Consider the following 20,713-nt stretch of genomic DNA (forward strand, 5'->3'; position numbering starts at 1 on the left):
GGTCTGCTTAAACGCATCTACGAGGCGCGCACCGTCTACTGCTTTGGCACCGGTTACGCTCAGCGCAACGCGGTGCAGGAGTTCGCCAAGTCCATGCAGGCCTGCGGCAAATTCTGCCACGTTATTCCGGCTCGCAACGAGTTCGAGAGCGCCATGAACACCATGACCCAGGACGATGTGGTGATTATCGTGTCGTTCTCGGGCCAGACCGAGAACATGCGCGAGCACATCAAGATGCTGTCGCTGCGCCGTATTCCCATGGTTGCGGTGACAGCGATTGGCGTGAACTACATGTCCTCGCACGCCGAGTACTCCCTGCACTACCAGGCGACCCCCACCCACATCAGCACCCAGCGCAAGCCCTACCACTCGTTCGTGGCTCTCTGGGTGGTGCTGGACTACGTGGTGCGTCGCTACATTGAGTACTCGGAAACCGCGCGCCGAGAATCCCTCAGCAAGCAGGTTGAGGATGCCCTCGACGGAGGCACCGAAACCACCCCGTAGTTGCGGGCGCTCCTGCCCGGAGCCAATTTATTCCCGCTGCCCTGAATCTACCTCCTGAACAGAACCTGAAAGAGACACCTTCGTGACCGCAATCCTGGCGCTGATTGATAACTCCGAGAAGATGCGTAAGTACCTTTTCTGGTACCTCATGATTATTCCGGCCCTCCTCTTCTTGTGGATTGCCGTGGGTGCGGCAAACTCCCAGATGAGCTTCCAGGACGCCATGAAGATTCCCTTCTTTACGGTTGCTTTCATGAACGGATGCTTGAGCCTGCTGCTGGGCGGTACTCTTAAGCTTGCGGGAATCGAGAATGAGCGCACCGAACGAGCCTATGCTCTGTATTTGATTATCTTGCTGGCCGTCATCGGTAACCTGCCCGGCGCGCTCCTGTCCTTCTTCCTCTTCCGTTCCCTGCGCTTCGGTAACCTGGAGGGTGAACTGGCCCCCAGGTACCGCTGGGTCCTGCTGGCGGCCATGGCGTTTTATGTCATGGTGGCTTTGGTGCTCACCATGGCTAATCTCTCGATGACGCTGGGCTAGGACGCTATCGTAGATCGAATAACATCTGAGCGCGAGGACCGCTCACGAAGCACCACCGGATTGCACGCCGTGCATCACACTGACATACAAGGATAGTCGAGACGTGAATCATACTCCTGATTCTGTTCACATGCAGAACACCGACGGAACCCCGAGCGATACCGCCGAGGTACCCGTCGCATCGGCGACCCCCGAAGAACAGGCGCAGCTAGCCGAAACGACCGAACCCGAGATGAGCATCGCCGAGCTTCCCCCGCACCTGAACCCCGCCCACGAGGACTTTGACCCCTCGGCGGGGCTTGAGCGTTGGGCCGAACAGATGGACGTCTACACCGGCCCCGACGCGATGCTTGACTTCAACCAGGTCGACTACGTGCACATCGACCTGTCGGAGGCGAACCCCTCCGGCCTGGCTCAGCTACTTGCCGGACGTAAGACCCGCCTCTCCACCATCCTGCGCGAAAAGTCGCAGCTGGAGGCGGGCATGCGCTCCGCCCGCACCCTGCGCACCAAGATTTACGAGCTTGCCACCGACCACGGTCTGGACTCCGGCTACTTCGTGGCGGGCACCGCATCCTGGCTTTCGCACGACACCCGCGAGGCCGCCGCAGCCTACGAGAAGCGCTTCATCGCGCCGATCCTCATGGCGCCGCTGAGCATCACCCCGCACCCGAAGGATGACGACTTCGAGCTGCGCCTGGCCGGCTCCGCGCGCCTGAACCCCGCCATGGTCCGCCAGATCAAGCAGGAGTACGGCATCGACCTGGGCACCATGGACGTGGCCCAGCTGGCGAACTCCATGTCTCGTCTGGATCCGGAGCCGGTCATCGAGCGCATGCGCGCCTCGGCCGGCCGTATCCCGGGCATGACCATCGAGTCGAAGTACTTCATCTCGACCTTTGCCGACCTGAAGGAAAGCCTGGGCGAGTTGCCCCACACCGCCATCACCCCGCTTGTGCGTGACGTGGCGGCGCTGAAGGTGCCGGGCGTGAAGCCGCGCGAGCTGAACGCCCACAACCTGCAGCAGCCCCTGGACCAGCGCGACCCCGCCGAGGAGATGCTCCTGCTCGACGCGGACGCAAACGCCCAGGATATTATCGACACCGCGGTGAGCGGTTTCTCCTTCACCGTGACCGCGGCCCCCGGCACCGAGCCGCTGCGCACCGCCGTGAATATTGCCTCCGCCCTCATCGGCCGCGGAAAATCCGTGCTGGTTGTGGGCGAGAAGCGTTCGACGCTCGCCGAGTTCTCGGCCCTGCTCAAGCGCACCGGCATTGACAGCCTGCGCTACGACCTGCTGGCCGAACACGATTCGGAGGCGCAGCGAGCCGAATTTATCCGCGCCATCGTACGCAACGAAAGTGCCGAGGAGCCGAACTCCGAGGACCTCAACGAGGAACTGTGCGCCACCCGCCAGACCCTCATCGACCACACCCGCGCTCTGCTCACGAAGGACCCGCACTGGCAGATTTCGGTGTACGCCGCCCTGCAGCGTCTGGCCGAGCTGACCGCATCCGAGGACGGCCCGGCCACCCGCGTACGCTTCGACCGCCCCATGCTGGACTCCCTCCTGGAACGCGATCAGGTACGCGCCGAGCTCGTGCGCCTGGGCGAGATTGACGGATTCGCCGCGGCCTCGCGCACCTCGCCGTGGTACCGCGCCCGCCTGGTCAATGACGAGGAGGCCGCGGAGGCCTACGCCCTGGTCATTACCCTGAAGTCCTCCCTGCTGAATCTGCGCGAGGCCATGAACCGTATGGCCGCCATGCTGGGCCTGCGCCCGGGCCGCACGATTGCCGAGTGGGAGTCGCAGCTGGCGATCCTGATGCGCATTCGCGAGACGCTTAAGCGTTTCCGCGCCGATGTGTACGACCGCCCCGTGACCGATCTGATTGCCGCAACCGCCTCCGGTGCGTGGCGTCGCGAGAACGGCATCGAGATGAGCAGTATGCAGCGCTCCCGCCTGCGTCGCGCGGCGAAGGAGTACATCCTGCCCGGCGTGAACATCGGGGATTTGCACGAACAGCTCAAGATTGTGCAGACCGAACGTGCCGAGTGGATTCGCCATATCGAGGCACCCCGCACCCCGCAGATTCCGCAGAACCTGGATCAGCTGGCCGACGCCCTGAACTCCCTGGTGTCCGAGCTGGCGGGCTTGGGTATCGTGCTTGCCGATACGATCGACGGCACCGACTTTGTGCGCACCGACCTGGACGTTTTGGACGCCCGCCTGGACGCCCTCATGGACGACCGCGTCCTGCTCATGACCCTGCCCGAACGTGACGCGCTCCAGCAGAAGCTTCACGAACGTGGCCTGTCCGAGCTGCTGGATGACCTGTACGCCCGTCAGGTACCGACCGAAGTTGTCGCGGCCGAGCTGGAGCTCGCCTGGTGGCAGTCCGCGCTGGAATACCTGCTGGAACGCCACGAGGGTAAACTGCTGGACGGTGACCGCCTGCGAGACACCGAATCCCGCTTCCGTCGCGCCGACTACGCCCACATGACCAGCGCCCCGGCCCGCCTTCTGGCAAAGGTCGCGCGCGTGTGGACCGACCGCATCGAATCCGAGCACGACCAGGCGGCCTACCTGAAGAGCCAGCTGCGCGGCTACGAGTTCGTGCTGGAGGAGCTGCTGACGCACGCGCCCGTCATGGCGCGCACCCTGCTGCCCCTGTGGACCGCCAGCCCCTTCGCCCTGGCCCGCAAGGTGCCGGCCTCGATGCGTTTTGACACGGCCATCCTGCTGGACTCTGAATCCACCCCGCTGGCGGCCAATCTGCCGGCTATCACCCGCGCCGACCAGGTGATCGCCCTGGGCGACCCGCACTCGGGATACCCCTCGCCGTTCATCGTGTCCGCACCGACCTTCGGAGCGCCGGACCCCGCCGATGAACAGCTGGACAGCACCTTCGACGTGCTCGCCACGGTACTGCCGAACCGCACCCTGGCCATGCTGCACCGCAGCATGGACCCGGTGATTCTCGACTACCTGAACCGTGAGTTCTACGATTCGCAGCTGCACGCCGCCCCGGTGAGCCGCGCCTCCTCGCAGCCGGCCGCAACCCTGACCGTGGAGTACATCGACACTCGCGGCAAGGTGAGCGATAACGCGAACCTTGATTCGCCCGGCGTTGAGGTCGAGCGCGTCACGAACCTGGTGCTGGAGCACGCCTACCGCACCCCCGGCCGCTCCCTCGCGGTCGTAACGGCCAGCCCCAAGCATGCTCAGCGCGTGGCCGAATCGGTGCGTCACGCCCTGAACCTGTACCCGCAGCTCGCCCCGTTCTTTGCCGCCGGCGAGGAGTCTTTCCGCGTGGTCGACCTGACACGCGCCGAGACCCTCGAACGCGACACCGTAATCTTCTCGCTGGGTGTGGGACGCGCCCGCCTGGGCCAGGCCTCCTATGACCTGGGTCAGCTCTCCACCGAGCACGGCCGTCAGGGCTTTGTCGTGGCGCTGACTCGCGCCCGCCGGGCCCTGCGCATCGTTTCGTGCATCGACCCGACCGAGCTGGACCCGCAGAAGCTACACCACGGCGCGGTCGACTTCTACCACCTGCTGCGTGAGCACGCGGAGCGCCAGGCCCGCGAAGAGGCCGAGGCGAAGGCACAGCGCGTGCCCGAGACTCTGCCGCGCAATGCCTTCCTGGCTACCGACGAGCAGGAAACCCCCGACCTGGGCGATTGGCTGCTCAACGATCTGGTAGCGCGTTTGCAGGCCCGCGGCGTACGCGTGACGCAGGGTGAAGGTGACATCGCGCTGATTGCGCACGCCCCCGAAAAGCTCGTGGCCGAGCCCGTGCCCGCCCTGGGCGTGGCTCCCGTGGTTTCCTCCGGCCCGAGCGCTCCCGCCGCGATGCCTCTGGTGGCTTGCTCCGACGGCGAGCAGAACTACGCGCGGGCCTCGGTGCGCGAGCGTACGCGCCTGCTACCCGAGCGCCTGAGTCGCACCGGCTGGAACTACATCACGCTGGGCACCCTGGAGGTCTTCTCCGACCCGGACGGCGTGGTGGCGCGCATCCTGCACTACCTGGACATGGACGAGGATGCTGAGGACCGTGGCTAACTATTCGCCCGTGCCCAAACCCCGACGCGGTAACCGCCGGGTGAGCGGGGGCGGAACCGTGGGAGGTGCCGAACCCCGTCTTGCGGGTCTGGACCCGTCGTCGGGGACCCCCGCCGCTGCGGTGCCCGGCAACCGGTCGGCCGCGCCAAAAACTGCCGATTCCGGCGGTGGCTCCGGCAGTAGCTCGCGGAAGAAGCGCACCGCCCACGGCGCCTCGAAGCCCCTCACCCCCGAGGAGAAGGAGCGCCTGGAGTGGATGCGCCAGCAGCGTCCCCCGCACTGGGGTAACAACATCGTCTAGGCTTCGGTGGCATGAGGCCGCGAGCCATCATCCAATACACGCTAGGGCGGCGGGTACCTGTTCGGTACCCGCCGCCCTAGCGTGTTATCGAACGCCGAGCCGGTCGGCGCTATCCATCCGTCGCGTTCTGCGGCAGCTGGTTTGAATTCTTATTAGTTTGAGTTCTTATCGGTGCTGTAGAAGCCGGAGCCCTTGAAGGTAATGCCCACGGTGTTGTAGCGCTTGCGCAGGGTCTCCTGACCGCACTGGGGGCAGACGCGCAGGGCATCGTCGCTAAAGGACTGGCGCTGTTCAAATACGTGATTGCAATTCTTACACTGGTAAACGTAAACCGGCATAACTTCCTTCGCCCATTGATATTTCGTTGATTACGGTTAATTGCGTGGTTTGAGTGTACCGCTTTTGAATCGTGAGGGGTATTTTGTTTTCTTCCCACGACTAAAAGTAACGCGGCGTATTCGTTATGAGGGGTTCTGCGCGGTGCGTTCTGCCGGGCGGTAGGTTCCTTCTTCGGTCAGAATAACCGGCAGGATACTGTCCCAGCGGTCGTAGGGGACGGTTTCGTAGATTTCCTCGGCGAAGACGATGCCGAGGGTCTTCTCACGCAGTTGTTCCTCGCTCAGCAGGGGGATGATTCGGTCGTAGTAACCGCCTCCCTGGCCGAGGCGATGCCCGGCCGCATCGTAGGCGAGGGCGGGGATGAGGCGCACATCGGCCTCGACGAATGCCTGTACGTCGCGTTCTTCGCCCTCGGGTTCGGGGATTCCCATGGGGCTGCAGGGGTGGTCAATGGTGGGATCCCACTCAACCCAGGCGAGGGTTCGACGGGGACGGACGACCGGCACGATGATGCGGTGTCCGGCCTCGTGCAGGCGGGTAAGCGCCTCGGTGATGGGAGGTTCCGAGGGGGTGGGCAGGTACGCGGCAACCGTACCGGGGGAGTGCAGACGCTCTCGCACCTCGCGCAGAATATTCTCGGTGAAGAGGTCCCGCACTCGCTGCTGTCCGGCGGGCCCTCGCTCGCTGCGAGCGATGAGGCGTCGGGGACGAATCTGCGAACGGAGGATGTTCTTATCCAGGGAGATATCCTCGGCGCTGGCGCCCGAATCGGAGGTGCTGGCGGCTACTGCGGTGTTGAAGTGCATGGGGGTCCCATCGTCGTTGCGGGGTGAGCGGTGTCTTGAACATGAGGTACAGACTCGCGGCGTAGGCCCCAAATCTCGCGAATAGTGGAGATTTGTGAAGGGGCACACTTCTCTCAGTATAGGACGATTTAAAGAAAGAGCGGCGTGCCGATCTTTTGATATTTTCGGTATCTGCACGAGCCTGTATGCAGTTAATCACGTTAGGGATTTTTCACGTCATAGTTTCACGATTCGACCTAAGTACTTTACAACTTAGGGTATTCTTGTGGCATGGCTACTGAAATTAAGTCTGTTACTAAGGCGGTTATTCCTGCCGCCGGTTTGGGCACCCGATTCCTGCCCGCCACGAAGGCCACCCCGAAGGAAATGCTCCCCGTCGTTGATCGCCCCGCGATTCAGTACGTGGTGGAGGAAGCTGTTCGTGCCGGCCTGCACGATGTTCTGATGATTACCGGTCGCAATAAGCGCGCTCTTGAGGATCACTTCGACCGTGTTCCCGTTCTGGAGCGTCAGCTCGCCGAGCAGGGTAAGGATGCTCTGCTGGCTTCGGTTCTTGAGACCAACGAGCTTGGCGGCGACCTGCACTACGTACGCCAGGGTGACCCGAAGGGTCTGGGTCACGCCGTGCTGCGCGCAAAGCGCCACGTGGGCGACGAGGCTTTCGCCGTTCTGCTCGGTGACGACCTGATTGATGAGAAGGAAGACCTGCTCTCCCGCATGGTGGAGGTCCAGGAGCGTACCGGCGGTTCCGTCGTTGCTCTGATGGAGGTTCCCCGCGAGGCAATCTCGGCTTATGGCGCTGCCGCTATCGAGACCGTTGAAGGCGAAGATGGCTTTGTTAAGATCACCGGGCTGGTAGAGAAGCCCGCTGCTGACGAGGCCCCCTCGAACTACGCGGTGATTGGCCGTTACGTTCTGAGCCCGAAGGTGTTCGAGGTTCTGGAGAATACCGCTCCGGGCCGCGGTAACGAGATTCAGCTGACCGATGCCCTGCAGACCCTGGCTCAGGGTGAGGGCGAAGGCGAAGGTGTCTACGGCGTGGTCTTCTCCGGCCGCCGTTTCGACACCGGTGACAAGCTGTCTTACCTGAAGGCAAACGTTATTCTTGCTGCTGAGCGCCCCGAGTTCGGCGACGACCTGCGCGCTTGGCTGAAGGAATTTGTGGCCGAGAACTGCTAAGGCCGTTCTTTCGTAACACCACCCCGGTTACGGGGTATCAATCACCTGATACGCTGAGGGAGGCGTTCCTTGTCGGCTTGCCGAGCGGGGGCGCCTTCCTCAATTTATTTGGTCGTTCCGTCTTTTGGGGAGACGGAGTGACTAATATGCGTGCAATATTGCGCATAACGTTGTGTATGCCGTCCGGGGTATATGCGCTCATCCATCCCATTTTTACCTTTTATGGAAAGAAATGGGAATATAAGGGTATGATTAAAGTCTAGGGATTTAGGGACGATAGAGGGCGACCTAACATGACGTTGTTGAACACCTCGGGTGTATTGGTAATTCTGACCGTGATTTTGCTGCTGTGGTTTGTACCCAGGAGCCTGCGTCGCGCGCCCGCCGGCCACACGGTTGAGCCCGAACGACCCCTGATTAGCGCCGAACGCACCGCTGAGGACATTCTTGCCTCCGCCGGCGTGTTGCTGAACGAATCGGAAGCCTACCAGTCTTCTGACCACGCCGTGGCGCCGGGCACCTCCCTGCCCTCTTCTGCTCTTCCGCGTTCCTCTTCCTCCTCGCACGCGGTGGGGGACGGCGCGGCACCGCAGACGGCGTCCATTTCGCAGATTCGCGATTCCTCCCCGATGGCCCCCTACACGGATGAGATTCCCGTGGTGGAAGAGCCCAAGCAGTCCCTGCTCTCCTCCCTCGATACTTCAACTCCCTCTGGTGTGGCCTACCTGGTCGCCGCCGGGGCTGGCGTTGCCGCAGTGCTGTGCCTGCTTCTGGCCCTCTTTGATCTGTTCTCCTGGGCATGGTTCGTGATTTTCGCCGTGCTGGGTGGTCTGGCCTGGGCCGCGGGCCGCTTTGGTCTGGCAGATACCTTGAGTCAGCGTCTCGCTCACCGCGAGGGCGACGATGACGAAGACGAGCGCTCCGAGGTCGACTTCGATGATGAGCAGCTTGACCGTGAAGCCGAAGAGTCTGCTTCGGCTGCTGAGGCTCACCCCGCGCCGGCTCCCGCCCCCAAGGCTCCCGTCGCACAGCCCGTTCGTCGTGAGGGTTCCTCTGAGGCTTCGTCCCCGAAGACTTCGGTGCCTGCAGCTGAGCATCGTGACGCTGAACCCCGCACACCCGAGCCCCGAGTGCATGAGTCCCATGCCGCTGAGAGTGTCGATTCTGCGCAGGATGCGCCGGCCCACCGCCGAGCAGAAGGCCGTCCCGCGGCTTCGCGCCACGCACAGCATCCGCAGCGCCGCCCCCAGCGCCCGAGCCGATTCCAGCCCATCCGCCGCGGTAGCGTGCTCTTCGACCAGGAGAGCGGTAGCGGGGCGACCTCTCAGCCCGCACCTCGAGCTGCTGAACCTCAGTCTTCGGCCGAGCGAGCAGTAGCGGCTCAGCACACGCAGCCCGTGCAATCCGCTCAGCAGGTTCCGCAGGCGGCGCCTCAGCAGACGGCCTCTCAGCAGGCCCCGCGCGTTGCTCCCCGGGCCGAAGCCACGGAGCAGCCGGCTGTGCACCAGGCTGCCCCCGCTCGCGAGCCCGCGCCGCGTGTGCCGACCGATTTCTCCGCCCCTCGCCCTGCCGGCACTTCGCAGGAGCGCCCAGCGGCTCAGCAGGCTCCGCAGGCGGCGCACCCGAACCAGTCGAATCAGGGTCAGCCGCGTCCGGCCCTGCGCGACGGTTCCCCGGTGCGTCAGGCGCCTCAGCAGGCCCCCGCACCGATTCCGGAGGAGATTCCCCTGCCGGACGTTCTGGACGATTCTGAGTTCGACGCCCTGGATATCGCCTCGTTGAACAATCCCGCAACCCAGCCTGGTTCGTCGCTCGGCGTATCCCGTCGCGCGGGAAGCCGTCATCCCGGTGGTGGTTCCTCATTTGAGGCGGTCAGCAACACCTGGAACCCCGTGCAGCTGCCCAAGCCTCTGAGCGCCCTGCACCGCGAGAACGACGAGAAGAACTCCAAGAAGTAGCTGGGCAGGCACCTGCGGGCTACCGCCGGTTGCGTGCATTGCCTAGAAACTCCCATGAACGAATGTCCCGAAGGATAGAGTCCTTCGGGACATTCTGCGTATTCGGTGGTGTATCACCGTGATTATTTGGCGGGGGAGTAGCAGAGACAAAAAGAAAAGGGAGCCCCGTCAATGGGGCTCCCTTTCCAGCATCACACACAGGAAGAAAGTCTTCTAGACCGATCGGGGAGGCCTTCCCACAAGGCCAGCCCCATTCGGTAATAAAAATATAACCTAATTCGAGAGGGTGCACAAACTGAAAATAGCGACGGTCTGTCACTAAACTAAGGTTACCCTAAATAAAATCCGCGCCATTGTTGGGAAGAGCGGGGCATCGAGGGTGCATAAAAATCTTTAAAAAAATTTTCGGGAGGCCGCTCGAAGCTCGTTGGGCCATATCAGAAAGGTATACACCGTCGGAAAACGTTGCTCGCCGAATCGCCCTTGGGCACTCGTCTGAGCTTCGCGAGGCTCATCCCCGATGCGTGTCGCGGAATAAGCATATTCGCGCTCGGGGAGGACTGGCGAATCTGTTCGTGAGAGAATAGCCGGGTGAAAGAATGGATTAACTCTCTGCCGATTGAGGTTGCCCTACTCTTCATGTGGATTGTGGGAATCGTCCGCACCAGCCTGGTCTACTGGGTGGCGGCCCTGGCCGCGAAGGGGAGCGCGCGCCTCCACCGCATCCGCGAGGCAATGGAACGTCCCCTCTACCGCAAGGCCCGCGCCTTCATTAACCGATGGGGCGTTATCGCCGTGCCCCTGTGCTTTCTGACTGTGGGTTTTCAGACCGCAGTCATCGTCACCACCGGCTTTACCCGCATGCCCCTACGCCGCTGGATTCCCGCAATGCTGGTTGGCACCCTCATGTGGGCCGGCATCTACACCACGATTGGTTTTGCCATTCTCGCCGCCCTGGGCCTGGAACCCTGGATGTTCCCCGTAGCCCTGGCCTTTGTGGTGGCCGGGGCGGTCGTCATCTCCGTGGCGCGTGAGAAGCGCCTAGACCGCGAAGGTGCGGCCGAGGATCTCGACGACACCGATGCTCTGCCTCGGACCGGCACCCAGCGCGACTAGTTTCGCCGGACGAATGTGTTAGCGTGGAGGGATGAGTTCAACCGACACCTCCACCGCAGGCACCCCCGAGCAGCCTCTCGCAGCTCCCGCAGAGCACCGCGAGAATCATGCAGAGCAGACGGCACCCCTTGAGGCGGCCAGCGCCGAAGCGCCCTCCGAGGCTCCCACCCGCGTGTACCTGCACCCCGAGCAGCTGGCCACGATTCAGACCCCGGAGGCTCTACCCGTGCCGGTTCTGCAGCGCTCGGCCCTGCGCGTGAGCTACGTGCCCGGCATTATGCCCGGCAAGTGGTTCAACCGCTGGCACGAACGCTACGGCGACCGCGTGCCCCTGGCCGAGGTGCCCGTGCGCGAGGCGCGCGGACTGGACTCCCTTCACCAGAACCTGCAGCTGATCGACCCGGAGTCTGCGGAAGGCTCCGAAACGGCAAGCCCCGCAGAAAACGCAGAGCCCGCACCTATCGAGCGAGTGGAGGTTCCCGAGAACCCCTTCGCCCACATGAGCATCCTGCGCCCCTACCGCGAGCCGGCCAGCACCGACGGCGAGAAGTACCACAGCATCCGCCTTTACGAGGAGCTGCCCGTGGTTATCCTGCCGGTGGACCACGTTCTCACCGTGCTCGACGAAGTGCCCGTGGCCGAACTGGCCGAGGAGTTCCTGCTTCAGCCCGCCTCCGATATTCCCGCCTACGAGGAGGTTTCCCGCTCCTGGCGTGAAAGCTCCGGCCGCATTGTGCCCGAGGGGTTGAACGACCAGGAGACTATCGATTTGGTGGCCGCCGGCGTGGGCCTGTACATCGTGCCCATGTCCATCGCGCGTTTCTACCACCGCAAGGACCTCACCTACCGCCCTGTGCCCGATCTGGACACCTACCCGGTGCACCTGGTCTGGCCGCGCGCGCCCAAGGGGGAGCCGCGCCCCGAGGAGCTCGAGGCTCTCCTGCAGGACTTTATCGGCATCGTGCGCGGGCGTACCGCCAGCAGCGATCGCGGCACCGAAACTCGCCAGGCACGCGCCGAACGCGTGGCCGCGGAAAAGACCAAGGCCAAGGCGAAGGCCCGCGCCGCTAACGCACGCCGCGAGGCACGCGATAAGAAGCGCGCCAACGCCAAGAAAAACGGCAACGCCCGACAGCACGCCCGCCAGACCTCCAAGGCGGCCTCAGCGCGCCGGGGTAAGAAGCGCTAGGCGGTAAAATCGAACCATGGCATTATCAATGGAAACCCGACCCGCGGCCTACGCGGTCATCATCGAGCAGGGTAAGCTGCTCATGACCCACTGGGTGCCCGAAGACCGGAACCTCAGCCCCCTCTGGTCGCTGCCCGGCGGCGGCATGGAACCGGGCGAGCAGGCCGACGAAACGGCGCTGCGCGAGACCCTCGAAGAGACCGGATACAGCGTCGCTATTGAGGACATCCTGGGCGTGCATGCCGGTCACTTCCCCGTGCGCTCGGCTCAGGCTCAAAAAGACCCGGAGGCGCTACCCTTCTGCGCCCTGCGGGTGGTTTTCCGTGCCCACATCGTCACCGGCGAACTGCGCCACGAGGTGAACGGCTCCTCCGACACCGCGCGCTGGGTGCCCATCGCCGAGCTCGATACGATTCGCTACGGCACGCTCATCGACGAGGTGGCCTCCATGATGGGGTACACCAACGCCGCAAGCTGGGCCCGAGAATACCGCGAATTTCTCGCCGATGAGAACGCCAGGAAGCTCACCTCATGACCCGCCGCACCCTAACCCGCCGCGCCCTGCTGGGCTCCGCGGCGCTTGCCCCGCTACTGGCCGCATGCGCCACCCACGACGCGATGCCGCAGGTCGACCCCTCCGCCCCCACCTACGGCACCCTGCGCATCGGCTACGGTGCCCTGCGCGAAATGCACGCCGTGGCCCACGTGTATGCTCAGGCCCTGCGGAGGGTCGGCTACACCGTCGAATTGGTTGAAACGGGCCACAGCCGCAGCCTGGCCCTGCGCGCCCTCCTCGCGCCCTCGGGACGCCAGGAAAGCACCGGAACCGAATCGACCACCCCCGAGGTGAGCGAGGCCGAAGCCACCGCCGCCTACGAGGCGCTACCCGTGGACCGCGGGGCCGCCTCCGTCGAAGCCCAGGACGTTGACCCGCTGGATATCGTCATCGACTACAGCGGCGACCTGCTACTTTACCTGACCGATGATGGCAAGCTCAGCCCCGCCGCCGTACAGAACGAGCGCGTGGCGGCCTCGGTGACCGCCTCCGCGGCCGCCGCCGGCGTGACCCTGCCCCCGGCTCCTACGCAGAGCCCCACCCCGAGCGATACGGCCTCCGGTAGCGGAGCGACCGGAGAGGCCTCCGGCACCGCAAGCCCTTCCGCGGATTCCTCGGCCGACCCGACGGCCAGCGCCTCCGCGACCCGTTCGGCTGATCCCATCAATCTGCGCGCCATGACCACCACCGACATGACTAACGCCATCTCGCGCATCCTACCCGAGGGGCTGAACCTGCTGAACGGCGCCAGCGCCACCAACAAGGATGTGCTGGTCACCACCCGCGCCGTCAGCGCCCGCTACAAGCTCACCTCGCTGGTCGGCCTGCGCGATGTGCAATCCACCCTGGGCTTCTCCATTCCCGATAGCTACTCGGTCGGGACCTACGGCATTGAGTCGTTGCGCAGCCTCTACCGCTTCACGGCCCGCGCCGTCACGCAGCAGAATGACCCCGCCGAGCGCGTGCGTGCCCTCACCGACGACAGCGTGCAGGTGACCCTGCTGCACAGCGTGAACCCGGCCATCGACGACAACCGCCTGGTCGTGCTGGAGGACCCCTCCAGTGCCATGTTGCAACAACAATTGGTGCCGATTATTCGTCGCACCCTGCCAGATAGCGCTCGCAACGCGGTTAACCGCGTATCATCTACATTAGACACGGGTAACCTCTCGTTCCTGCTGCAGCTCACCAGCGGATCCAACCCCATCGCCGATGACGACGCAGCGCAATTCATTTTGGATCACCCTAGAAAGTAAATCATCATGACGAAGTACCGCCAGTCCTCCCGACTGAACAACGTCCACTACGATATTCGCGGACCGATTCTGGATGAGGCGAACCGCATGGAAGCGATGGGCTACCGCATCCTTAAGCTGAACATCGGTAACCCGGCCCCCTTCGGTTTTGAGGCGCCGGACGCGATCATGATGGATATTATTCGTCACCTGCCCGAAACCCAGGGCTACTCCGATTCCCACGGCCTGTACTCCGCACGTACCGCCATTGTGCAGCACTACCAGAACCACGGCATCATGAACCTGGACACCGAGTCTATCTACTTGGGTAACGGTGTGTCTGAGCTGATCCCGATGACCCTGCAGGCACTATGCGAGACCGGCGACGAAATCCTGGTCCCCATGCCCGACTACCCGCTGTGGACCGCATCCACCGCGCTGGTGGGCGGCAAGCCCGTGCACTACCTCTGCGACGAGGAAAACAACTGGTACCCCGACATCGAAGACATTAAGTCGAAGATTACCGAGCGCACCAAGGGCATCGTGGTGATTAACCCGAATAACCCGACCGGTGCCGTCTACCCGCGCTCGATTCTGAAGCAGATCGTGGATGTGGCTCGCGAGCACGGTCTGGTCGTGTTCTCCGACGAGATTTACGAAAAGATCACCTACGACGGTGCTGAAGCCATCAACATGGCAACCCTCACCGGCGACGACGTGCTCTGCCTGACCTTCTCCGGCCTGTCTAAGGCCTACCGCGTGTGCGGTTACCGTGCGGGTTGGGTCGCAATCACCGGCCCGAAGAAGGACGCCGCAAGCTACCTTGAGGGCATCCACCTGCTCGCCTCCATGCGCCTGTGCTCCAACGTCCCGGCACAGCACGCAATCCAGACAGCGCTTGGCGGCTACCAGTCCATCAACGAGCTGGTTGCTCCTGGCGGCCGCCTGTACGAGCAGCGCACCCTGGCCCACAAGATGCTCAACGAGATTGACGGCATCAGCTGCACCCCCGCCGACGGTGCGCTGTACCTGTTCCCGAAGATTGATATTGAGCGCTTCGACATTACCGATGACGAGCAGTTCGCTCTCGACCTGCTCAAGAGCCAGAAGATTCTCTTCAGCCACGGCCGCGCCTTCAACTGGAAGGACCCCGACCACTTCCGCCTGGTGTACCTGCCCGATACGCAGACCCTCACCAGCGCCCTGGAGCGTCTGGGTAACTTCATGGCCGACTACAAGCAGAAGCACTAGCGAGGGATATCTCGCCGGCCGCTTAGCGAACCCTACCGGAATATAAACGGCCTGCCCCGCAGTTCTGATGAGCTGCGGGGCAGGCCGTTTGTAGTTAGTCGCTATAGCTAGCCGGACAAGCCGGGGAGGGGCGCGCTAGTTGGCCGTGGGTTCCTGACCGCCCTGCTCACCGCGCACCGCGTTCAGGCGCTCCTGCGCGCCCTTCAGCCACGCCTCGCAGCGGGCGGCCAGGGCCTCGCCGCGTTCCCACAGGGCAATAGAGGTTTCCAGATCGCTGGTGCCGGACTCCAGCTGACGCACGACCTGCTCCAGCTCGGCGCGGGCCTGCTCGTAGCCGAGGGTTTCGACGGGTGCGCCCAGCTCGGCGCTGTTGAAGCTAATGTTCTCGCTCATTGAGGAACCTTTCAGGGGTAAAAACTGGGGGTGAAACTTAGGGGTATCGAGGTTTAGGAGATGTTCGAGGGATTCGTGGAGGTCACGGCCGCCTGCGCCGAACCGGTCGCCGCGCGCACCGTAATCTGCTCGCCCTCGTGCAGCACCGAGGCGTCGCGCACAATAGCGCCCGCAGAATTCTGAACGATGGAATAGCCGCGGCTGAGGGTCTGGGCGGGGGAGAGGGACCGCACGCGCGCAATCGTGTGTTCCAACGTTCCCGACTCTCGCTCGATGCGGTGCTCGGTGGCCCGCAGGGCGCGTTCGCGCAGGCGATTCACCTCGTCGGCACGCATGAGTAGCGCCGAATCGGGATGGGTGAACACCGGGCGGCTCCGCAGCTGCGCGATGTAGCTCATCTGCATGCCCACATAGCCGAGTACCGCGCGGTCCAGGCGGGCTCGGGCCTCGGCGATGCGGGCCGCCTCCTCGGAGATATCGGGCACGATGCGCTTGCCCGCATCCGTGGGCGTGGAGGCGCGCAAATCGGCCACCGCATCGAGGATGGGGGAGTCCGCCTCGTGGCCAATCGCCGAGACCACCGGGGTGACGGCAGCCGCGACGGCTCGGATGAGGGATTCTTCGGAGAAGGGGAGCAGGTCCTCGAAGGAGCCGCCGCCTCGGGCGATGACGATGACGTCCACCTCGGGGTGGGCATCCAGCTCCGCGAGCGCGGCGATGACCTCCTGAGCCGCACCCTCACCCTGCACGCGGGTGTTGCGCACCTCGAAGGACACGCCGGGCCAGCGCAGGGAGGCGTTGCGGATAACGTCCTTCTCAGCATCGGAGTCGCGACCGGTAATCAGGCCCACGCGGTTGGGAAGCATGGGCAGCGGCTTCTTGCGGGCGTCGGCGAATAGCCCCTCGGCGGCAAGCTGCTCACGCAGACGCTGCAGCTGCTCGTGCAGGTTGCCGGTGCCGACCGCGTACACTTCCTTGCCGATGAGGGAGAGCTTGCCGTTCTTCCACAGGCTCGGCTTGGCGCGGGTAACGATGCGCGAGCCCACGGTCACGTCGGCGGCGAGGCCGCTACCGGCGCGGCCGAAGAGCGCGAGAGTGAAGGAAAAATCCTCCTGAACGTCCTTGAGCTCCATGAAGACGTTGCCTCCGCGGCCGTTGAGCGAGGCGACCTGCGCCTCAACCCACAGCTCGGGAACCTTGTCCACATAGTTTTTGAGGTTCTGCGCGAGCAAAGCCAGCGGCCAGGGGTTGGTGGCGGTGGTTTCCTGCGATTTCGCGGGAAGCTGCCGCTCGTGCACGGGCGGCACCACGAGCGTCGGCCGTGCTGCGGAGGGGTTGTAGAAGTTCATGTTCCTATTGTCGCCGATACGCCGAATTTCTGCCCGCCGAATGGTGACGGGGCTCTGGGCGAGCGGAACGGGGAGCGGGCGAATCCCTCAGCTGATGGCACATTCTCATCGAGTCGCCTCGTGACCTTAAGGTTGAGGCGGTACGCTAGGCTCATGCGTTCACCAGATCATCACAACGCCACCCGCAACCTGGACGAGGAAGAGACCTCGCTCCTGCAGCCCACGCGCGCGATGCCGGCATCGGGCTATCCGGCCGGCGGCTTGCCGAGCCCCGCCGCACAGTCCGCGGCGGCCCCTCCCGCGCACGCACCCGTTGCGGCGGGTTTGCGTACGGTTATTGCCCTCCTGTTGAGCCTGCTCTCGGTGCTGTGCGCCCTGGGCGCCACGGGCGGCGCCTGGGTGAGGGCAAATATCGCCTCCGAGACCGGCTTTTCGGAGATTTCAGCGAACCTGGCCAGCGACCAGCAGCTGGCCACCCGCATCGCTGACGGCGCGGTCGAAGACCTCATGAAGAGCGAAGCTATGACAACCTTCCTCGACGGAACCAAAGCAAGCGGCCTATACTCCATTCTGGTGAAGCCCACCGAAGACGGGATCCGCTCCATGCTCAACCGCGCCGCCGGTGAGCTCTCAAAAACTGAGGAATACCGAAGCCTCTGGCGCGATATTGCGGAAGAGACCCGGCGGTACAACCTGAGCCACGACGGGCCCGCCGTCATCGTGCTCACGCCCTTCTACCGGGCCCTGGACGAGAAGGTCGGCTCGATCGGTCCCTTCGACCCGGACCTGACGAAGCTCGGCCCCGAAACCCTGAACATTGACAGGGTCCGGGATGGCGCGGCCCAGGGGAGCGCAACGCAGGATAGCGATTGGGTGGTCCACTCGGCGATTAAACGCGTCGCCGCAATTGGGCAGGCCACCGGAACCCTGATTGTTCTGGCTGCAGTTCTGCTCTTCGTGGCCGTCCTGGTTGCGCCTCGCCGCCGCGTGCTGGTGCCGGTCGCCTCCGCCCTGCTGTACGCCCTGGCTTGCTGGGGCGCCGCCTCCTGGCTGGGCGCCCAGACCCCCGCCTCCCTGGGGATCACCAGCCGTAGCGCCGCCGGAACCGCGTTTATCGACGGGGCGTGGAACGTAACCCGACCCTTGGCAACATCCCACCTGGGAGCTGCGGCGAGCTACGGTCTCGCCGCGGCGGTCATCCTGCTGCTGGTGGGGATTCTCGTGCACCTGGTCCACCTGGGCCGCACCACTGCGAGCGATGCCACAGTCATCACACACTAGAAGTCCGAATAACCTAGGATAGTAACCATGTCCACTGAAACTATTGCCCTGGGCCTGCCGCCCGTTCCTCGCGAACGTCGCAGCCGCGCCGACATCGAAGCCGCCGCGCCCGTGAACGGCGAGAAGAAAGTCCTGCTGGCCACTCCCCGTGGTTACTGCGCCGGCGTCGACCGCGCCGTGATTGCCGTTGAGAAGGCGCTGGAGCACTACGGCGCGCCCGTGTACGTGCGCAAGCAGATTGTGCACAACCGCCACGTGGTGGAGACCCTCGAGAAGCAGGGCGCCATCTTCGTGGATGAGGTGGACGAGGTTCCCGAAGGTTCCGTGACCGTTTTCTCCGCCCACGGCGTGTCCCCCGCGGTGGTTTCTGCTGCCGGCGAGCGCTCGCTGAACACGATTGATGCGACCTGCCCGCTGGTGAACAAGGTGCACCGCGAGGCCGTGCGCTTCGCCAAGCAGGACTACGACATTCTGCTCATCGGCCACACCGGCCACGAAGAGGTCGAGGGTACCGCCGGCGAGGCGCCCGAGCACATCCAGATCGTGAACTCGCCCGATGAGGTGGATCAGGTGACCGTCCGAGACCCCGAGAAGGTCGTGTGGATTTCTCAGACCACCCTGTCTGTGGATGAGACCCTGGAGACCGTGGCGCGTCTGCGTGAGCGTTTCCCCTCGCTGCAGGATCCGCCCTCGGATGATATCTGCTACGCAACCTCCAACCGCCAGGGCGCTATCAAGGAAATCGCTCCGCGCGCCGACCTGGTGATCGTGGTGGGTTCGGCGAACTCCTCGAACTCCGTGCGCCTGAAGGAAGTAGCACTCGAATACGGCGCCAAGCGTGCCGAGCGTGTGGACTTCGCACACCAGGTGGACGAGTCCTGGTTTGAGGGTGTGGCAACCGTGGGCCTGACCTCCGGCGCGTCGGTGCCCGAGGTTCTGGTTCAGGAGGTGCTGGCTCTGCTCGCCGAGTACGGCTACAGCACCATCGAAGAGGTGGAGACCGCGAAGGAAGATATTCTCTTCTCCCTGCCGAAGGAGCTGCGTTCCGCCCTGAAGAACGACGAGAACGTGGGCCGCCAGCTCGGTGGCCGCGGCGCTAAGCCCACTCGTTAAAGGCTTGCTCAAGAGCTTATAGATCCCCGTATCTTCTCCCGTTTGGGATTGGATACGGGGATTTTTGTATCTACTGTGCGGGATGCGCGGGTAGGGGTTCTTACGCAACTTCGTGTAACCGGCTACCCCCGCAGCTTTACGGTCTCGCTACGGGGGGGGGGAGAAAACACTGGGTTTTCGCGCATGAGGATGCACAGGTAGGGGGAGAAGCGCAGCTCTGCGGTCACGCTACGCGGGGGAGTGCCCCCTCTGCGGCGCTGGGGCGCCTTGAGGACGGAGCCCCCGCTTCGCGTGACCGCCTCCGCTGCTGGGGGTGTGCCCTCTCTGCGGCGCCCCAACAATGATTGACACTGGCGCCTTGAGGACGGAGCCCCCGCTTCACGCGACCGCCTCCGCTGCCGCCTCGTTGCCCAGGGCCTATTACCCCGGAAATTACCGCGTCATAACAGCCCCTCTGCGAACTCATGACATTTGTCATGTGCAGGTCATGACACTCTGTACCGCACCGGCGCGAGAACCGGCGGTGTAATAGAAACATGAACACCGCAGCACTTCAGAACAGCAAGCACAACACCGCAGAAACCGTTATTTCTGCCCGCTCCCTCCGCCAGGTTTTCTCCACCCGCGCGGCAGGCACCGTGGTCGCCGTCGACTCGATTGACCTGACCGTCAAGCGCGGCGAAATCATCGCCCTGCTCGGCCCCAACGGCGCAGGTAAGACCACCCTCATCGACATGATTCTTGGTCTGACCCAGCCCAGCGGCGGCGAGTTGAGCGTCTTCGGTCGCAACGCCTCCGAGGCGGCACGCGCCGGTCTGCTCGGTGCGGTGCAGCAGACCGGTGGCCTGCTCAAGGACCTGACGATCCGCGCCACGGTCGAGATGATTGCGGCGCTGTACCCCAAGCCCATTGACGTGGATGAGGTGCTCGCCGGCGCCGATCTGACCGATATCGCTAAGCGTAAGGTCGGCAAGTGCTCGGGCGGCCAGCAGCAGCGTCTGCGTTACGCTCTGGCGACCATGCACTCGCCGGAACTGCTGATCCTGGACGAGCCGACCGCCGGCATGGACGTGAATGCGCGCCGCACCTTCTGGGAGCGTATGGAAGCCATCGCAGAACGTGGAACGACCATTCTTTTTGCGACGCACTACCTGGAAGAAGCACAGAACTTCGCCCAGCGCATCGTGCTCATGGAATCCGGCTCCATCATTGCTGACGGCTCCTCCGATGAGATTCGCGCCCTGACCGGCCACCGCCACCTTTCCTTCCTCGCACCCGCACCCATCACCGACCTGGATGTTCCGGTCGAGGTCACCGAAGAGTCCGGCGGGTACCGCCACCGCATCTCCGTGCTGGAGATTGAGCAGGTACTGCGCACTCTGCTGAACAATTACAGCATCACCGACCTGGAGGTCACCAAGCCCTCCCTGGACGAGTCCTTCACCCTGCTGACTGAGCAGGCCGCCGCCTCCAAGGCATCCGACGCCTAAACATCAGACCATCTAAACGCTACGCCGCCGCTACACACCTCAAGGA

The 20,713-nt window shown here is 63.9% G+C and carries 18 protein-coding genes; 14 read left to right on the forward strand and 4 right to left on the reverse strand.

Annotated features, from left to right (window positions below; all coding sequences use genetic code 11):
- The 4 genes from HMPREF2630_RS05145 to HMPREF2630_RS05160 all read left to right on the forward strand — a co-directional run.
- On the forward strand, positions 1 to 504 hold a 504-nt coding region (locus HMPREF2630_RS05145; protein WP_141761781.1), incomplete at its 5' end, for a MurR/RpiR family transcriptional regulator.
- 82 nt (positions 505 to 586) lie between these two features.
- Complete coding sequence (locus tag HMPREF2630_RS05150) at positions 587 to 1,045, forward strand: cell shape determination protein CcmA (protein WP_070483696.1); 459 nt, start codon at positions 587 to 589, stop codon at positions 1,043 to 1,045.
- A gap of 232 nt (positions 1,046 to 1,277) precedes the next feature.
- On the forward strand, positions 1,278 to 5,111 hold the full coding sequence (locus HMPREF2630_RS05155) for a DEAD/DEAH box helicase (RefSeq protein ID WP_371440190.1): 3,834 nt from the start codon (positions 1,278 to 1,280) through the stop codon (positions 5,109 to 5,111).
- Positions 5,104 to 5,412: a hypothetical protein gene (locus HMPREF2630_RS05160; RefSeq protein WP_143131597.1), complete on the forward strand. Its 309-nt coding sequence runs from the start codon at positions 5,104 to 5,106 to the stop codon at positions 5,410 to 5,412. Before HMPREF2630_RS05155 ends, HMPREF2630_RS05160 begins: the two co-directional genes overlap by 8 nt.
- 152 nt (positions 5,413 to 5,564) lie before the next feature.
- Here HMPREF2630_RS05160 and HMPREF2630_RS05165 read toward each other — a convergent pair whose 3' ends face one another.
- Positions 5,565 to 5,750, reverse strand: coding sequence for an FmdB family zinc ribbon protein (locus HMPREF2630_RS05165; RefSeq protein ID WP_049332007.1), 186 nt, complete (start codon positions 5,748 to 5,750; stop codon positions 5,565 to 5,567).
- A 123-nt stretch (positions 5,751 to 5,873) separates the two neighbouring features.
- Positions 5,874 to 6,557, reverse strand: coding sequence for a 5-formyltetrahydrofolate cyclo-ligase (locus HMPREF2630_RS05170; RefSeq protein WP_070483700.1), 684 nt, complete (start codon positions 6,555 to 6,557; stop codon positions 5,874 to 5,876).
- 270 nt (positions 6,558 to 6,827) lie between these two features.
- On the opposite strand from HMPREF2630_RS05170, the gene galU reads away from it, so the two are divergent.
- From galU to HMPREF2630_RS05205, 7 genes are all read left to right on the forward strand, one after another.
- Positions 6,828 to 7,736, forward strand: a complete 909-nt coding sequence (gene galU / locus HMPREF2630_RS05175) for a UTP--glucose-1-phosphate uridylyltransferase GalU (RefSeq protein ID WP_049345134.1) — start codon at positions 6,828 to 6,830, stop codon at positions 7,734 to 7,736.
- Positions 7,737 to 8,029: 293 nt separating this feature from the next.
- Entirely contained in the window at positions 8,030 to 9,694 is a 1,665-nt protein-coding gene (locus tag HMPREF2630_RS05180) for a hypothetical protein (RefSeq protein ID WP_070483702.1), read from the forward strand.
- 591 nt (positions 9,695 to 10,285) lie between these two features.
- Entirely contained in the window at positions 10,286 to 10,810 is a 525-nt protein-coding gene (locus HMPREF2630_RS05185; protein ID WP_070483704.1) for a DedA family protein, read from the forward strand.
- Positions 10,811 to 10,841: 31 nt separating this feature from the next.
- Positions 10,842 to 11,999: a LysR substrate-binding domain-containing protein gene (locus HMPREF2630_RS05190; protein WP_070483706.1), complete on the forward strand. Its 1,158-nt coding sequence runs from the start codon at positions 10,842 to 10,844 to the stop codon at positions 11,997 to 11,999.
- A gap of 28 nt (positions 12,000 to 12,027) precedes the next feature.
- Positions 12,028 to 12,534 carry an NUDIX domain-containing protein gene (locus tag HMPREF2630_RS05195; RefSeq protein ID WP_049332014.1) on the forward strand — a complete coding sequence of 169 codons (507 nt, stop codon included), beginning with the start codon at positions 12,028 to 12,030 and terminating at the stop codon, positions 12,532 to 12,534.
- Positions 12,531 to 13,811 (forward strand): glycine betaine ABC transporter substrate-binding protein, encoded by a 1,281-nt coding sequence (locus HMPREF2630_RS05200; RefSeq protein WP_070483709.1) that lies wholly within the window; start codon positions 12,531 to 12,533, stop codon positions 13,809 to 13,811. Before HMPREF2630_RS05195 ends, HMPREF2630_RS05200 begins: the two co-directional genes overlap by 4 nt.
- A gap of 6 nt (positions 13,812 to 13,817) precedes the next feature.
- Positions 13,818 to 15,041, forward strand: a complete 1,224-nt coding sequence (locus HMPREF2630_RS05205; RefSeq protein WP_049346185.1) for a pyridoxal phosphate-dependent aminotransferase — start codon at positions 13,818 to 13,820, stop codon at positions 15,039 to 15,041.
- Positions 15,042 to 15,176: 135 nt separating this feature from the next.
- On the opposite strand, the gene HMPREF2630_RS05210 is transcribed toward HMPREF2630_RS05205, so the two are convergent.
- A complete protein-coding gene (locus HMPREF2630_RS05210; protein ID WP_070483711.1) occupies positions 15,177 to 15,434 on the reverse strand; it encodes an exodeoxyribonuclease VII small subunit in 258 nt (85 codons plus the stop codon).
- Positions 15,435 to 15,487: 53 nt separating this feature from the next.
- Positions 15,488 to 16,783 carry an exodeoxyribonuclease VII large subunit gene (gene xseA / locus HMPREF2630_RS05215; RefSeq protein WP_070483713.1) on the reverse strand — a complete coding sequence of 432 codons (1,296 nt, stop codon included), beginning with the start codon at positions 16,781 to 16,783 and terminating at the stop codon, positions 15,488 to 15,490.
- 153 nt (positions 16,784 to 16,936) lie between these two features.
- Here xseA and HMPREF2630_RS05220 point away from each other — a divergent pair, with 153 nt between their 5' ends.
- The 3 genes from HMPREF2630_RS05220 (at position 16,937) to HMPREF2630_RS05230 (ending at position 20,667) form a co-directional block, all read left to right on the forward strand.
- The gene (locus HMPREF2630_RS05220) at positions 16,937 to 18,064 is read left to right on the forward strand and encodes a hypothetical protein (RefSeq protein WP_053090108.1); all 1,128 of its coding nucleotides are present in this window, start codon (positions 16,937 to 16,939) and stop codon (positions 18,062 to 18,064) included.
- Positions 18,065 to 18,091: 27 nt separating this feature from the next.
- Complete coding sequence (locus tag HMPREF2630_RS05225; protein ID WP_049343353.1) at positions 18,092 to 19,177, forward strand: 4-hydroxy-3-methylbut-2-enyl diphosphate reductase; 1,086 nt, start codon at positions 18,092 to 18,094, stop codon at positions 19,175 to 19,177.
- Between the two features lie 536 nt (positions 19,178 to 19,713).
- Entirely contained in the window at positions 19,714 to 20,667 is a 954-nt protein-coding gene (locus tag HMPREF2630_RS05230; RefSeq protein ID WP_070483715.1) for an ABC transporter ATP-binding protein, read from the forward strand.
- Positions 20,668 to 20,713: the final 46 nt, after the last annotated feature.

This window comes from Rothia sp. HMSC072B03 (assembly GCF_001809565.1).
Taxonomy (GTDB): Bacteria; Actinomycetota; Actinomycetes; order Actinomycetales; family Micrococcaceae; genus Rothia; species Rothia mucilaginosa_A.